This is a genomic window from Flavobacterium yafengii (assembly GCF_030010375.1).
GTDB lineage: Bacteria > Bacteroidota > Bacteroidia > Flavobacteriales > Flavobacteriaceae > Flavobacterium > Flavobacterium yafengii.
On sequence record NZ_JASCRY010000004.1, the window covers coordinates 62,433 to 78,561 of the forward strand.

Below are 16,129 nucleotides of genomic sequence, written 5' to 3' on the forward strand. Positions count from 1 at the left end.
ATCAATTATCAGAATTTTATACATTTTTAAATAAAAAAAAGCCTTAAACGTATGTTTAAGGCTTTCAATCAAAACTATATTCTCTTTATTTATTTCTTTTCATTTCTCTTGCCAAAAGCGTGTTTTTCAACAACATTGCAATGGTCATAGGCCCTACTCCTCCCGGAACTGGAGTAATAAACGATGATTTTTTACTTACTTGCTCAAAATCAACATCACCAGTGATTACATATCCTTTTTCGTTTGTTTCATCAGGAACACGAGTAATACCCACATCAATAACCACAACTCCCTCTTTCACCATATTTGCTTTTAAGTAATTTGGTACACCAAGAGCAGTAATAATGATATCCGCCTGAATGGTAATTTCTTCAATATTTTTAGTGTAACTGTGCGTTAGAGTTACCGTTGAATTCCCAGGAAAACCTTTTCTTCCCATCAAAATACTCATGGGTCTTCCCACAATATGACTACGCCCAATAACTACAGTATGTTTTCCTTGGGTTTCTACTCCGTATCTTTCTAACAATTCTAAAATTCCAAAAGGTGTTGCCGGAATAAAAGTAGTCATGTCTAAAGCCATTTTTCCAAAATTCTCTGGATGAAATCCATCAACATCTTTACTTGGATCAACCGCCATCAACACTTTTTGCTCATCGATTTGTTCCGGAAGCGGCAATTGAACGATAAATCCATCAATAGCATCATTCTCATTCAATTCCTTAATCTTTTTCAACAATTCAACTTCAGTAGTTGTACTTGGCATTTTCACTAAAGTAGACTCAAAACCTACTCTTTCACAGGCTTTTACTTTACTTCCTACATAAGTTAAACTAGCTCCATCGTTACCAACAATCAAGGCTGCTAAATGAGGTACTTTCTCCCCATTGTCTTTCATTTTTTGTACTTCTGCAGCGATTTCACTCTTAATATCTTCCGCTGTTTTTTTTCCGTCTAGTAATTGCATTTTTAAAAATTGTTTAAATTTTAATTATGAAGCTTTGAAAGCTTGAGAATTAAAGGCTTAGTAGTTATGTAATTTGTATAAAAGAGTAAGGTTTAAAAACGCAACGAATTGAATTTTTAAACCTTACAAAAATAAATTATCTCATTCCGGGCATACCACCTGGCATTCCACCTTTCATGCCGCCCATCATCTTCATGAGGTTTTTTCCTCCTGGGCCTTGCATCATTTTCATCATCTTGCTCATTTGTTCGAACTGTTTCATCAATTGATTAACCTGTTCGATTTTGGTTCCGGAACCTTTAGCAATTCGGGCTTTTCTTTTTACATCAATCAAAGCCGGCTTACTTCTTTCAATTGGAGTCATCGAATGAATAATAGCTTCAATATGTTTGAAAGCATCGTCTTCAATTTCAACATCTTTCATGGCTTTTGAAGCACCTGGTATCATTCCAACCAAATCTTTCATATTACCCATTTTCTTTACTTGCTGAATTTGAGAAAGGAAATCATCAAAACCGAATTCGTTTTTGGCAATTTTCTTTTGGATTTTTCTTGCTTCTTCTTCGTCAAATTGCTCTTGGGCTCTTTCTACCAAAGACACAACGTCTCCCATCCCCAATATTCTTTCGGCCATACGAATTGGATAGAACACATCAATTGCATCCATCTTTTCCCCAGTACCTACAAACTTAATTGGTTTATTAACAACCGATTTAATCGAAATTGCTGCTCCACCACGCGTATCACCATCTAATTTGGTTAAGATAACACCATCAAAATTTAATCTTTCATTGAAGGCTTTTGCCGTATTTACAGCATCTTGACCTGTCATTGCATCAACAACAAACAAGGTTTCATTAGGTTGAATCGCTTTATGAACGCGTTCAATTTCGTTCATCATTTCCTCATCGACTGCTAAACGACCAGCCGTATCGACAATCACTACATTGAATCCATTTGCTTTAGCATGCTTAATTGCATTTTGAGCAATTTCTACTGGATTTTTATTTTCTGGCTCTGAATAAACCTCTACTCCTATTGAATCTCCAACAACATATAATTGTTGAATCGCCGCAGGACGGTAAATATCACACGCTACTAATAATGGTTTTTTATTCTTTTTTGTTAAAAGATAATTTGCCAATTTTCCTGAGAAAGTAGTTTTCCCTGAACCTTGCAAACCTGACATTAAAATAATCGATGGATTCCCGGAAAGATTGATTCCGGCAACATCACCACCCATTAATTCTGTCAATTCATCTTTCACTAACTTCACCAATAATTGTCCTGGTTGAAGTGTTGTCAATACATCCTGACCAATTGCTTTTTCTTTTACTTTAGTGGTAAAATCTTTGGCAATTTTAAAATTGACATCGGCGTCAAGCAAGGCTCTACGAACTTCTTTCAGCGTTTCTGCTACATTTACTTCGGTGATTTTTCCGTGACCTTTAAGTATATGAAAGGCTTTATCTAGTTTATCGCTTAAATTATCGAACATAGTATTGATTTATTTTGAAATGCAAAGATAAACTAATTAGATAATTAGACAATTAGATAATTAGAATATTGACATCTCATTTTGAGGTTTATTTTAACAAAAAAAACGACCTCATTTCGAAGTCGTTTTTTTATCTTATTTTACATTCTTTCTGGGACACTTATCCCAAGCAGGTTAAAAGATGCTGCAATAGTATCTGCCACTTTTTTAGATAATTGAACTCTGAAAATTTTCTTCTCTAAATCTTCTTCGCCAAGAATAGGAACAGCTTGATAGAACGAATTGTATTCACGAACCAAATCATAAGTAAAATTTGCAAGCAAAGCAGGACTGTGATGCTGTGCTGCATTTTGGATAACTTCAGGAAATAACTCTAATTGTTTCACGAGTTCTTTCTCTTTTTCATGAAGTTGTATCATTTTTGATTTATTCGAAAAGTCAAAATTTGCTTTACGAATAATCGATTGAATTCTTGCGTATGTATATTGAATAAACGGCCCAGTATTTCCAGCAAAATCTACTGATTCTTCCGGATTAAAAAGGATTCGTTTTTTAGGATCTACTTTTAAAATATAATATTTCAAAGCGCCTAAACCAATCGTGTTGTATAATTTCGCTTTTTCTTCTGGAGAATAAGAGTCTAATTTTCCTAAATCTTCTGCAATTTTTTGCGCGGTATCTGTCATTTCCTGCATCAAATCATCGGCATCAACAACAGTTCCTTCACGGCTTTTCATTTTCCCGGAAGGCAAATCCACCATTCCATAAGACAAATGAAATAGATTTTTAGACCAGTCAAAACCTAATTTTTTCAAGATAAGAAACAAGACTTTAAAGTGATAATCTTGCTCATTTCCTACGGTATAAACCATTCCGCCTACATCCGGATAATCCTTCACACGCTGAATTGCAGTTCCAATATCTTGTGTCATGTAAACCGCAGTTCCATCTGAACGCAAAACAATTTTACGGTCTAAACCTTCGTCCGTTAAATCAATCCAAACAGAACCGTCAGGATCTTTTTCAAAAACTCCTCTGTCCAAACCAATCTGAACCACATCTTTACCTAATAAATACGTGTTACTTTCGTAGTAATAACAATCGAAATCAACACCTAAATTTTTATAGGTAATGGCAAAACCATCATAAACCCATTGATTCATGGTTTTCCAAAGCGTGATTACCACATCATCTCCAGCTTCCCATTTTAGCAACATTTCCTGCGCTTCCAAGATGATTGGTGCTTGTTTTTTGGCTTCTTCTTCTGTTTTACCAGCGCTCATTAATTGCGCTATTTCTTCTTTGTATGCTTTATCAAAAGCAACATAATAATTTCCAACTAATTTATCTCCTTTTAAACCTGTTGATTCCGGCGTTTGTCCGTTTCCGAATTTTTGCCAAGCCAACATCGATTTGCAAATATGGATTCCTCTATCATTAATGATTTGAGTTTTATACACTTTCTTACCAGAAGCTTTGATGATTTCCGCCACTGAATATCCCAAAAGATTATTACGTACGTGACCTAAATGCAAGGGTTTATTGGTATTTGGCGAAGAATATTCAACCATTACCGCTTTGTCTTCTGGGTTTGGAGTAACGAAACCAAATTTAACATCGTCTTTTATTTCTCCGAAGAAATCCAAATAATAGTCATCTGAAATAACAATATTCAAAAATCCGGAAACTACATTAAACCGACTTACCTCAGCTACATTTTCAACTAAATAGTTTCCTATTTTATTTCCCAATTCTACTGGATTACTTTTAACAACTTTCAACAAGGGAAAAATAACCATTGTAATATCCCCTTCAAATTCCTTGCGTGTAGTTTGAAATTCAACTTTATCAATCGTAACGTCGAACAAGACTTTTACAGCTTTTTCAATAGAGGGCGTAAGAATTTGTGGTAATGTCATTTCGTGTATTGGTTTTAAGGCTGCAAAGATAGTCATATTGCAGTAATTTGAAAATTGGAAAACAAGATAATTTACACCTAAAAATGAAGCGTTTAACCTTGTTTAAGGTAGAAATCCATATTTTTTTCAAAAATCGATGTAACAAAATCCATGTTCAGAAGTCTATTAAGTAAATTTTACTATTTCGTATTTGTTAAAAAATGTTAAATATTATTAAAAAAGGTATTGTGCTTAACATAGTATTATATAAAATAATATATTTGCATTATCAATCAATTAAATCAAACTTAATCATGAAACTTAAATTACTTTTAATCTGCTTTATTGGAACATTGTTTTCGATGCAGGCTCAAACTTCGGTCAAACCATCAATTCTGGAAAACTCCGGAATTATCTCCGGAAAAATTACTGACAAAAAGACTAACGAACCCTTGGCGTATGTAAATATTGTGGTAAAGGAAAACAACAAAGTCATTACTGGTGACATCACATCTGACAAAGGAACTTTTCAAATAAAAAATTTAGCCTTAAAAGATTACGTTGTTGAAATCCAATTTATAGGTTATAAAACCATTACGAAATCAATTTCACTGACAAACGAAGAAAAAAACGCAAATCTGAACACGATTTCTATCGAAGAAGATGCCATTCAATTAAAAGGCGTAGATATAATTGCTGAACGCTCTACTATTGAACAAAAAATTGACAGAAAAGTAATCAATGTAGGAAAAGATTTGACTACCGCAGGCGCAACCGCATCCGAAATCATGAATAATATTCCTTCAGTAAATGTAGATCAAGATGGAAAATTATCCTTGCGCGGGAACGAAAACGTACGTGTTTTGGTAGATGGACGTCCGAGCAATATTGAAGCTTCGCAACTGTTGAAACAAATTCCATCCACTTCTATTAAAAAAATTGAATTAATCACTAATCCAAGTGCCAAATACAATCCTGAAGGAATGTCAGGAATTATCAATATCGTTTTACATAAAAATGCTAATGACGGATTTAATGCCAGCGTTAATACGGGTCTAACTTTTGCACAAACACCAAAGATTAGCAACTCGATCAACATGAATTATAGAACCGGTAAAGTGAATTTTTTCTCCACTTATGGAAATAATTTTGGTAAAAGATTCAATGAAGGGCAAATTTCAAGGCTTGACGACAACTCCAATCAAATGTTTGATATTGTGAATGACAACAAATCTCATTTGTTCAAAATTGGAATGGATTATTACATCAATGACAAAAACACTATTTCTGCCTATACTAATCAAAACATATTTGTTGGAGATGGTATCGTGGATGTGAACATTGTAAATCCTGATGCATCAGAAAATTTGCTACTGAATTCTAAATACTTTTCAGATAATACGGACGGTACTTACAATTTAGCTTTCAAACATTTAACTCAAAAAGAGGGAGAAACGCTGGATTTAGAAATAAATCACAGCATCTATTCTGAAGATCAGGATGCTAGTTTCCTAACTACTTTCAATAACCCAAATATTCCCAGCAGTTCTTATACCGATAATCTTGGTGAGAAAAGAAAAAACTCCACCGTCAATTTAGATTATGTAAATCCACTAAATGACAAGACTAAGCTAGAATTGGGTGCTGAAAGCAGAATTGTACGAACCGACAACAATTACAACACCAACAACAGTTCTTTATCAAATTCTGATTATACCTATGATTTAGATATTTATTCGGCTTATGCTACTTTTGGACAGAAATTCAAAAAAATAGGATACCAATTGGGTGCCCGTTTTGAAAGCTACAAGGTAAACGCAATGTTAAACGGCGCTACTGCTTATAAGGACGATTACTTCACGGTATATCCTTCGGCTTCGATGACTTATTCTCCTACCGACAAAAATCAGTTTCAAATCAGTTTCAGCCGCCGTGTAGACAGACCTGGTTTAGACCAAACCAAACCTATTAGAGAATTCAGCACACCTAGAGTAACCTCTATTGGAAATCCTGAATTAGATCCACAATTTACCAATTCTATTGAATTAAATTATACGAAAACAATTGCTAAAGGATCATTCACCACAGGTCTTTTTGTACGAAGTATCCATAACGAAATTAACAGAATTCTATACCCAGATCCACAAAATCAGGATCAACAAATTATGAGTTTTGATAACTTCGACAATAATACAGCCTATGGTTTTGAAGTCTCTTTAAATTACAAAATCAATAGTTGGTGGGATATACAACCAGCAATAGATTTTTCTAGTATTAACCAAAAAGGATTAGTTTCAGTACTTAACCCAAGCAGCAATTCATTTGATTTGGTTTCCAAAGAAGTTACTGCATCAGCTTTCAACGCTCGTTTTAATAGTAATTTCAAAGCAACTAAAAGCCTTCGTTTCCTTTTGTTCGGATTCTATAGATCTGGGGTTGATGGTGTACAATTCAACGGTAAAGAAATGTATAAAATTGATGCTGGCGGACGTTATTCATTCCTAAAAGACAAAGCGACCTTAAGTGTTCGTTTTAATGATGTTTTCGACACCATGAAAGCCGGTTTTGATGGGCAAAATCCATATCCGCAAGTAGGTCAATTTACTTGGGAAAGCCAATCTGTTTATCTTGGTTTCAACTACATCTTTGGCGCAGGAAAAAACAAAAGCTTGCAACGCAAACAAAGAGATAACAACACCAAACAAGATGGAGGCGGATTGTTTTAAACGAAAAACAAAATGCTTCTATAAAAAATTAGTTTTAATAATTTGTTGCCAAAAGAAAAACCCGGAGTATGCCACTCCGGGTTTTTCGATTTAAATAATTTTATATCTCTTACAAATTTGCTTTTATAGACTGGATTTCCTGTTGATTTGCTATTTCGCCTGAATCAGTTATAGCGGAGGAATGATAGAAAACAGCTTTCGTTTTTTCTTTTAATAATCTAACATTCGTGGAACGCAATCCACCACCAGGCATAATGGTAATCCTATTATTTGCCTTTTCTACTAATGTTGCCAATACATCAATACCGTCTACTACATTTGTTTCTTCCCCTGAAGTCAAAATGGTTTTAAAACCACATTCGATTAGAGATTCAAGCGCTTGAAACTTGTTTATCATTCCATCAAAAGCACGGTGAAACGTACACGGAAGCGGATTTGCCAAAGCTACTAATTCCGCATTTTGTAGTTCATTAAGACTGCCGTCTTCGTTTAAAATTCCAAAAACAAAACCATCTACTTCCAGTTTTTTGAATGTTGAAATTTCTGATTTCATTTGTTCGAATTCAAAATCAGAATAAACAAAATTTCCACCACGAGGCCGAATCATCACATTCAAATCGATAGACAGAGTGTTGCGGACAGCTTTAGTTATTTCAAAATCGGGTGTTGTTCCGCCCTCTTTCATATTGGCACACAATTCTACTCTATCAGCACCATTATCTTGTGCAATAATTGCCGATTCAAGATTAAAACAGGCTATCTCCAGTTTCCCTTTTTTCATTTATTTTAAAAAATAATCGGCATCAATTAATCGGTTTCCTGTTGCATCATTAACGGCGTAGTTAAAACCTCCTTGAATGCAATACGAACCATATTCCCCTTTTTTATTTAAGGCGATAAAACCAACTTGAATGTCTTTTAGGTCTTTATTTCTATTCTTTGTTAATTTTACAATTCTGGCAACAGCTTCTTCACAGGCTTTTTGTGGTGATTTCCCTTGGCGCATCAATTCGACAACCAAGTGACAACCCGAAATACGAATTACTTCTTCTCCGTGACCCGTTGCTGTGGCTGCACCAATTTCATTATCAACATACAAACCTGCTCCTATGATTGGTGAATCTCCTAAACGCCCATGCATCTTGAAAGCCATTCCACTTGTCGTACATGCCCCGGAAAGATTCCCGTCAGCATCCAAAGCAATCATCCCGATGGTATCGTGATTTTCGATATTAGCAATCGGTTTATATTGACTGGTTTTCAACCATTCTTTCCATTCTTTTTCAGAATCTTCGACCAATAAATTTTCTTTTACAAAACCTTGAGAAATTGCAAACTGTAGCGCTCCATCACCTACTAACATTACGTGTGGCGTTTTTTCCATCACTGCTCGTGCCACAGCAATAGGATGCTTTATAAATTCTAAACATCCTACTGATCCAATATTTGCATTTTCATCCATAATACAAGCATCAAGTGTAACCCGACCGTCTCTATCCGGTCTTCCGCCATACCCCACGCTTCGTTCTTTTGGATCACCTTCGGGAACTTTCACTCCTGCTTCTACAGCATCTAAAGCTCTTCCATTATTTTTTAATATTTCCCAAGCGGCTGCATTGGCTTGTATCCCAAAATTCCATGTAGAAAGTACAATGGGTTTCTTTCCTTTTTTAGATGAAAAATCAATTTCTTCTTCTGGTTTTCCTTTGAATGAATTTAACGCCACAGCTGCAGAAGCAATCGCCGCTGTTTTTATAAAATTTCTACGGTTATTCATATTTTCGATTTTATATTAATCCAACTTTGGTTTAAAAATAATTATAATTAAATACTACATTTCACACAGTAAACTTGTAGCGCCCAGTAAAGCCGCAATTTCATTATCAGTGGATACTAAGATAGTGACTTTACTCCCGGAATCCTTTATTTTTTGTTGAAAAGCTGGCAAGAAATAGTCACTGGCATTTGCAATTTTACCTCCAATTATAAAGCTATCCGCTTTAAAATTCCTTAACCAAGGAAGTACAATTTCGGCTAAATCGGCTCCTACTTCCTCGAATACTTTTATAGCCAAAACATCTCCATCGTTTGCACGATTAAAAAGTTCAAGACCATTGCTAATTTTTATACCACTTACAGCTTCATAACGAGATAAAAGCCCTCGAGCTGACACATAATCTTCAGCAATTCCCTCTTTAAATGGAATGTTATATAACTCGCCATCTGTTGGCACTTGAGTTCCTGAATCTATCGCTTTACCGTTATCTATAAAAGAAGCTCCAAGACCAGTACCAAGCGTAACTGCCATTACTTTTTTGGAACTATTTTCAGCATTTTTAAAAAATTCTCCTTTACCAAAACAATTGGCGTCATTATCAAAAAAAATGGGTAAATCATTAAACAAATTAAGTCTTTCTTGAATTAATTTTCGAATATTTAAACTATAAAAATGTTCATATTTAGCTTGATCTTTTATCCAACAAATACCACTTTTATAATCAAATGGACCCGGCATACATATCGCTAATCCTTTCAACTTTTCTATCCCGGAATTCTTCCATGAAATCCGAATCGCTTTTTCCCAAATATCCATCACCTCAGCTACCGGTAAATTAGAATCAAAAGACTCTTTATGCAGCGAAAAATTAAGAACTTTCATCTTATTAATATCTATAACTGCCACAGTAATGTGAGTTCCTCCAACATCAAACCCTAATGCATATTCTTTATTCATTTATTCTTTTTCTTGTATTTACTATTTGCTTAAAAAGTGACACGATAATTTTTGAAAAACTGCACCTTATATGATCGGTATATTACTCTACTATAATTTCATCCGCAAATAACCATCCTGGTTTTCCAGCTCCGCTATGACCTAGAGGACAAAGATTATTTTTGGCCGTTACTCTAATATATCTTACTTTTTCCTGTGTAAATGTTGCACTAAAATTATGTACTGCCGATTTCTGATTGATATCAACAGGATTGTTTACTGTTTTAATTTCCTTAAAAACTTTTCCATCTGTTGAAACCTCAAATTTCACAGATTGCGGTAAAAAAATCCAATCGCTATAATTTTGTAAACAACCCAGTGAAATATTTTCAATTGTCTTAGCTTGCCCTAAATCTATTGTTGCAATCATATCTTTCCCACTGAATCCATGCCAGTATTTACCCACTGCATTTGTGCCTCGAACACCATCCGTTAAAGAGTTTGGACCATCGGCCAAGTAATATTGGCTTACTGGATTAATGTATTGCACAGAGCTTCCAACGGCTTTATGCATCACAAAATTTTGTTTTGCAGCCTGCAGTCCTTTTATTTGTCCGTCTACAACCGTGGATGCTTTTAATACAAGAGATGATTTGATAGCTATAGGTTTTTCGTATTTTTCGCTTTGCAAAGTAGGTTCCGTACCATCCTTTGTATAGCGAATCTGTCCATTCAATGCTTCAGAATAAAGACTTACCATCAATTGTCCGTTTTGAGAAGAGGGCTTGATATTTACCGTGAAATTACCCGGAGAATAATGCAAGCCTTTTTGTGCATATCCTTTAAAGTGATACTGCAATCTTTCATTAAAGTTATCCCAGTTTTTATTCTCTTTTGGAGACCATAAAACTTCTGCTAACGCTACCATACGAGGAAGCACCATATATTCCAGATGTTCCGTTGTTGTTATAAATTCAGTCCAAACATTACCCTGAGCACCTAAAACATACTTTGCGTCCTCCGTCTTTAATTCTTTAGGAATAGGTTCGTAATCATATACTCTTTTTACGGTATTGAAACCTCCAATGGCAAAAGGCTCTCCCTCTGGCCCTGCCTGATAATGGTCAAAGTAACACGGAGAACCTGGAGTCATTACCACATTATGCTTCATTTTTGCCGCTTCGATTCCACCGGCTTCACCTCGCCAACTCATAACAGCAGCTTCCGGAGCAAGTCCTCCTTCTAAAATTTCATCCCAACCAATCATTTTTCTATTGTTGCTGATGATAAATTTCTCCATTCTTTTCATGAAATAACTCTGCAACTCCTCTTCATCTTTCAGCCCTTCCGATTTCATTCTTTCCTGACAACGAGAACATTTTTTCCAAGGTGCTTTGTCTACCTCATCCCCTCCTAAATGAATATAAGTAGAAGGAAAAAGCATCAAAACTTCACTAAGTACATCCTGTAAAAAAGAGAAAACTGCTTCATTTCCAGCGCAATAATTAGATGCCATATTAATATAATTCCCTCCTGTTAAAGGCAATTGCGGTTGTTGCGTACAACTTAATTGTGGATAAGAAGCAATCGCAGAAGCTACATGGCCCGGCATTTCAATCTCAGGCACAATGGTTATATTTCTCTCTGAAGCATATTTCACAATTTCTTTAATTTGTTCTTGTGTATAAAAACCTCCGTAAGTTGGCTTTTCTCCCTCTTTAGCTTGTGGTCTTTCTCTCCAATTTAGATTTGTATAATCTACACGCCAAGCTCCAATTTCTGTAAGCTTTGGATATTTTTTTATTTCAATTCTCCATCCTTGATCGTCCACAAGGTGCCAGTGAAACACATTAATTTTGTAGGACGCCATCAAGTCAATGTATTCTTTTATCATATCGGGACCAAAGAAATGACGGCTTACATCAAGGTGCATTCCTCTCCATTTAAAACGAGGATAATCATTCACTTGCATAACCGGCACTTCCAAAGCTGCATTAGTACGTATAGCCGGTAAGGTTTGCAATATCGATTGTATGCCGTAAAAAATACCTTTTGGGCTGCTCGCTTTAATCACAATAGCAGTTGGAGATACAGTTAACTGATATCCTTCATCTTGAATGCTTTTTTCAATTACAAACTCCACTTTTTTCGCTGCAGCTTTATTTGATTTTAAAGAAAATCTTGAAATATTTTTAATATAGGATGCCAAAAAATCAGCAGTTGCTTTTAACTCTTTTTGTGATTTTTTGTATTGGATTGCCGTATTTCCATCAATTGTAAAGTTACCATTCCCCATTTTAAGATCAACGGGTTTTGGAATAATAGAAGGCTGTTGTTGCGCATTTACTACCATTGAAGCTAATAAAAGAAATAATAGGACTGAACTTCTAAGTGCCGTAACTGTTTGTTTTATTATACTATTCATAGATTATAATTTATTTTGATACTCTAAAAAGATGTAATTCACATCCTTACTATTTTAACTGATTTCGACTACTCAAAACAGGTTTCTATTTCAATACTTCTGTTATTTCTTTAGCTATCGGATGATTGGCCTTGAAAGTATACCCCAGTAATTTAGCAATAGTCTGGGCAAATTGTTCCTGATAGAATTGTCCTTCCGTTTTTATTTCTCCTTTGGCAGTAATTCCCGTTCCCATTGCTGCAAACCATATTTCGGATGCATCTTGTATAGCACTTCCATGACTCGTCCATTCTGCTTTAATTTTATCCCCACGGCCATGATCCGTTGTAAAGACTAAAGCAGTTTTGTTTTTATACTGTGGATCATTTTGCACAAAATCCCATATTTGCTTAATCCATGCATCTACTTGATGAGCGGCATCTAAATAGGAACGATATTGTCCGCCATGTGCCCATTCATCTGTTTCTCCGTAGGCGATATACAATACTTTTGGCTTGTTCGTTTTTAATTCCTCCAAAGCTTCATAATGCGTAAAAACATCTAAACACTCATCTGTATGCCAAGGCTTATAGGAATCAGCCAACATATCATTAATCAGCTTTTGTTGGGCAGTTGGTTTATTTCCTCCAATTTTATCATAGGCAGAAGCTACAGGGATACCACTTCGCTTTTCATTTAAGATTCTATCGAATGCTTCCCAAGCACCAAAAGCAGCTACTTTACCCTTAAACTTTGGTTGCTGGTTTAAAAACTCCAATACCGTAACATGAGGATTCGGCTTATACTCATTTGAATTGATTGCAGGATCAGCATAACCAGTCATAATTTCGCTATACCCTGGATAACTAAACCAATGAGGATTGGCATTATTTACCTTATTGTTATAATTTCTATTGCCATATATTTGTCCTTTTGAGGCAACAAGTGACCACATAAAAGGCATCAGCTTTTCCCTTCTTTCTTTAACATCATCACTCCAATATTTTTTAAAAATATAAGTGCTGTCACCCTGATTAAATTTTCGATTATTAGCGATGGAGGAATCCATCCCTTTGAAAAGTTCCTGCCATCTCAACCCGTCTGTAGTGATGATAATGATATTTTCTGCTTGTTGTGCATTAGAAATAACACTTGTAAAAACCAACAATAGTACTGCAATTTTCTTCATTTTATTTTTTATCAAGTTATAAATAATATACTTTTTCGTTGTTTTTGATAAATGCTTACAAAATCAATTAATTTGTTGCTTTTAATTGGATTAATACTGATTATAAAATATCCAAATTGAATTATTTAGCTGTTTTTATTTGATCTATCGCATCCAGCATCCCATTGCGCGGACTGTCTAAAACCAGTTCCCAAAACATAATACCGCCTAGTTTCTTTTGTATTGCATAGCTCGTTTTTGCTTTAACAGAAGCAATGTCATCACCAGTAGCAAATAATTTTAATTCTTCATTATACCAGTAAGGTGCCTTTGCTTTTTTATCCCAAAAATATTCCCAACCCTTAACTGCTGTAAATGAAGTGGTGTATTCTTTAAAATTCACACCACCGGTTGGTTCACCCGATTGATATAAACCGTTATTAATATTGGATACTTCTTTCCAAACTCGGGTATAAAAGGCAGCTCCAATAACTAGTTTATTGGCAGGTATTCCCAATTTTAATAAATAGTTTACCGCTTTATCAGTAGATTCTTCGTCTTTTTTGGTGCTAAACAGTGGCGTATGATGTCCCGTTACTTTTGAATAACCGTTTACCAAATCGTAACTCATAATATTAACGCGATCCACCAATGGCATTATTTTTTCCCATTCGACAGATTCGTCTAAATATTTCTGGAATCCTCCAGCCGCAAAACTCAGTTCATTCTTATTCCCTAAGGTTTGGCGAAGAATTTTTATAAGTTCCGTAAAATTATTTTTGTCAGCTTTTTGGTACAAATGCCCTGGAACTCCTTCTATAGTGGGATATTCCCAGTCTAAATCTATTCCGTCGCACTTAAAATAAGTATTGACTTCTTGTACCGATTTTGCAAAAATCGCTCTTCCTTTTTCAGTAGAAAAAACATCGGAACAAGGAGCACAACCACCCCAACCACCTAATGACAACATGATTTTTAACTGAGGATTTTTAGCTTTTAATGATACTAAATGTTTAATGGCAAGGGAATCTTTAGCCGTGTCAACATTTAATTTACCCTCTTTCAAATGACAAAAACTATAAATAATATGCGTCAGTTTATTTATCTCAAACTCATTTATTAGTTTATCATCACCCGTGTAATATGCAATTACAGCTAGATTTTTATTGCTCTGAGCTGCTATACCATTAGTGACAAGAAGTAATAAAAAAAGGAATTTTATACTCTTCATTTTTACATTATTTATTGATTTCGAACACACATTGTTGATTTTCACATTGATATTGATATTGCCTAAATATTCTTATCGCTTAAAATTTGAGGGTACTTGTTACTCGTATGAACTATCAATTCCCCAAAAAGTGTATTTGCCCATGCAAACCATTTTCGGGTAAATTTTGTTGCGTCATCCTTATGAAAGGACTCGTGCATAAAACCAGTATCGGCATGTGTTTTTATCAAATTGCTGATACACTTTCTTATTTCGTTTTCATCAACACTGGTAATCGCTCTTAAAATAATACTCATCGGCCAGATGGTATCAGCGCCAGTATGCGGTCCTCCAACACCTTCACCCGCTTTTCCTTTATAAAAAAATGGATTGTTTTCTGAAAGGACTACTTTTCGGGTATTAAGATACAAACTACTATCCGGTTGGATCGCTCCTAAATAAGGCAATGATAATAAAGATGGTACATTAGCATCATCCATCATGTGAAAACTTCCGTATCCATTTACTTCAAAAGCGATTATTTTTCCAAATTTTGGGTGTTTGATAATTCCGTTTTCTTTTAATCCTTTTTGCACTTGTTCTTGTAATTCTTTGGCTTTGGCAACCAAATCAGCATCCTTAATTTCCGGCAGAGAGAAAATCTCCATTAAATAACCAAGTACTTCAATGGCAAACATATTACTTGGAATCAAATACCCAAACAAGGTACTGTCATCACTTGGTCTAAAGGTAGAAACAATCAGCCCGCAAGGTTTTACCGGATAACCGTAACCACTCAATGGAACACCATCAGTAGCCCAAGCAGTCGTTCGCTGAAAAGTGTACGGTCCTTTATTATCCATACGTTGTTGCTCTTTGAACGTTTGCAATACCAAAAGCATGGCTTCTTTCCATTGTTTGTCAAACAAGCTTATATCACCCGTTTCTTTCCAATAACCATGCGCCAATCGGATGGGATAACACAAACTGTCAATCTCCCATTTGCGCTCATGAATTCCCGGTTGCATTTTGGTAATATCATTTTTCCATTCGCTTACTTGATTGAAATCTTTATAAAAAGCATTGGCATACGGATCAAGCAAAATGCATTTGGTCTGGCGGTTTATCACTCCTTTTACCAGTTCACCAAGTTTTGGATCTTCCTTTACAAACGGAATGTACGGCCAAATTTGGGCTGTACTGTCCCGCAACCACATCGCGTCAATATCTCCGGTAATTACATAGGTGTCCGGTTTGCCATCGATGATTTCAAAATCGACTGTCGTGTCCAATGTATTCGGGAAACAGTTTTCGAACAACCAAGCCAGTTCCGGATTTGCAATTTGTTTTTTGATGCGTACAATAGCTGCTTCAATAGCTTCACTGGTAAATTTTCTTTCGGCTAATGGTGGACGTTTACTGACAAAATCCTTTATTGAAAAATTAAAAATATTGGACTCAGAAGCAAAAACTTCCGACTGAATTGCCAACAATCCTGCGGATAAAATACCTGTATTTTTTATAAATTTTCTACGTGTTTGCATC

The 16,129-nt window shown here is 35.3% G+C and carries 11 protein-coding genes; 1 reads left to right on the forward strand and 10 read right to left on the reverse strand.

Annotated features, from left to right (window positions below):
• Window positions 1–85: 85 nt before the first annotated feature.
• From QLS97_RS13220 to argS, 3 genes are all read right to left on the reverse strand, one after another.
• Window positions 86–967 carry a bifunctional 5,10-methylenetetrahydrofolate dehydrogenase/5,10-methenyltetrahydrofolate cyclohydrolase gene (locus tag QLS97_RS13220; protein WP_282717309.1) on the reverse strand — a complete coding sequence of 294 codons (882 nt, stop codon included), beginning with the start codon at window positions 965–967 and terminating at the stop codon, window positions 86–88.
• Between the two features lie 136 nt (window positions 968–1,103).
• Window positions 1,104–2,465, reverse strand: coding sequence for a signal recognition particle protein (gene ffh, locus QLS97_RS13225; protein WP_282717310.1), 1,362 nt, complete (start codon window positions 2,463–2,465; stop codon window positions 1,104–1,106).
• Window positions 2,466–2,605: 140 nt separating this feature from the next.
• Window positions 2,606–4,384, reverse strand: coding sequence for an arginine--tRNA ligase (argS, locus tag QLS97_RS13230; RefSeq protein WP_282717661.1), 1,779 nt, complete (start codon window positions 4,382–4,384; stop codon window positions 2,606–2,608).
• A 293-nt stretch (window positions 4,385–4,677) separates the two neighbouring features.
• Here argS and QLS97_RS13235 point away from each other — a divergent pair, with 293 nt between their 5' ends.
• Window positions 4,678–7,089 (forward strand): TonB-dependent receptor, encoded by a 2,412-nt coding sequence (locus QLS97_RS13235; protein ID WP_282717311.1) that lies wholly within the window; start codon window positions 4,678–4,680, stop codon window positions 7,087–7,089.
• Window positions 7,090–7,198: 109 nt separating this feature from the next.
• Here the strand turns inward: QLS97_RS13235 and QLS97_RS13240 are convergent, their stop codons facing one another.
• The 7 genes from QLS97_RS13240 to QLS97_RS13270 all read right to left on the reverse strand — a co-directional run bounded on the left by QLS97_RS13240 (window position 7,199) and on the right by QLS97_RS13270 (window position 16,128).
• Window positions 7,199–7,870 (reverse strand): copper homeostasis protein CutC, encoded by a 672-nt coding sequence (locus QLS97_RS13240; protein ID WP_282717312.1) that lies wholly within the window; start codon window positions 7,868–7,870, stop codon window positions 7,199–7,201.
• Complete coding sequence (locus QLS97_RS13245; protein WP_282717313.1) at window positions 7,871–8,866, reverse strand: isoaspartyl peptidase/L-asparaginase family protein; 996 nt, start codon at window positions 8,864–8,866, stop codon at window positions 7,871–7,873.
• Between the two features lie 54 nt (window positions 8,867–8,920).
• Window positions 8,921–9,823 (reverse strand): ROK family protein, encoded by a 903-nt coding sequence (locus QLS97_RS13250; protein ID WP_282717315.1) that lies wholly within the window; start codon window positions 9,821–9,823, stop codon window positions 8,921–8,923.
• Between the two features lie 82 nt (window positions 9,824–9,905).
• Window positions 9,906–12,227: a glycoside hydrolase family 20 protein gene (locus QLS97_RS13255; protein WP_282717316.1), complete on the reverse strand. Its 2,322-nt coding sequence runs from the start codon at window positions 12,225–12,227 to the stop codon at window positions 9,906–9,908.
• A gap of 85 nt (window positions 12,228–12,312) precedes the next feature.
• Window positions 12,313–13,395 carry an alkaline phosphatase family protein gene (locus tag QLS97_RS13260; protein WP_282717317.1) on the reverse strand — a complete coding sequence of 361 codons (1,083 nt, stop codon included), beginning with the start codon at window positions 13,393–13,395 and terminating at the stop codon, window positions 12,313–12,315.
• Between the two features lie 121 nt (window positions 13,396–13,516).
• Window positions 13,517–14,605, reverse strand: a complete 1,089-nt coding sequence (locus tag QLS97_RS13265) for a glycoside hydrolase family 18 protein (protein ID WP_282717318.1) — start codon at window positions 14,603–14,605, stop codon at window positions 13,517–13,519.
• Between the two features lie 62 nt (window positions 14,606–14,667).
• Entirely contained in the window at window positions 14,668–16,128 is a 1,461-nt protein-coding gene (locus QLS97_RS13270; RefSeq protein ID WP_282717320.1) for a glycoside hydrolase family 125 protein, read from the reverse strand.
• Window position 16,129: the final 1 nt, after the last annotated feature.

Excerpts from the sequence above, each read along its gene's own strand:
- QLS97_RS13220 (WP_282717309.1), bottom strand. The coding sequence starts at position 967 with ATGCAATTACTAGACGGAAAAAAAACAGCGGAAGATATTAAGAGTGAA.
- ffh (WP_282717310.1), bottom strand. The coding sequence starts at position 2,465 with ATGTTCGATAATTTAAGCGATAAACTAGATAAAGCCTTTCATATACTT.
- argS (WP_282717661.1), bottom strand. The coding sequence starts at position 4,384 with ATGACATTACCACAAATTCTTACGCCCTCTATTGAAAAAGCTGTAAAA.
- QLS97_RS13235 (WP_282717311.1), top strand. The coding sequence starts at position 4,678 with ATGAAACTTAAATTACTTTTAATCTGCTTTATTGGAACATTGTTTTCG.
- QLS97_RS13240 (WP_282717312.1), bottom strand. The coding sequence starts at position 7,870 with ATGAAAAAAGGGAAACTGGAGATAGCCTGTTTTAATCTTGAATCGGCA.
- QLS97_RS13245 (WP_282717313.1), bottom strand. The coding sequence starts at position 8,866 with ATGAATAACCGTAGAAATTTTATAAAAACAGCGGCGATTGCTTCTGCA.
- QLS97_RS13250 (WP_282717315.1), bottom strand. The coding sequence starts at position 9,823 with ATGAATAAAGAATATGCATTAGGGTTTGATGTTGGAGGAACTCACATT.
- QLS97_RS13255 (WP_282717316.1), bottom strand. The coding sequence starts at position 12,227 with ATGAATAGTATAATAAAACAAACAGTTACGGCACTTAGAAGTTCAGTC.
- QLS97_RS13260 (WP_282717317.1), bottom strand. The coding sequence starts at position 13,395 with ATGAAGAAAATTGCAGTACTATTGTTGGTTTTTACAAGTGTTATTTCT.
- QLS97_RS13265 (WP_282717318.1), bottom strand. The coding sequence starts at position 14,605 with ATGAAGAGTATAAAATTCCTTTTTTTATTACTTCTTGTCACTAATGGT.
- QLS97_RS13270 (WP_282717320.1), bottom strand. The coding sequence starts at position 16,128 with ATGCAAACACGTAGAAAATTTATAAAAAATACAGGTATTTTATCCGCA.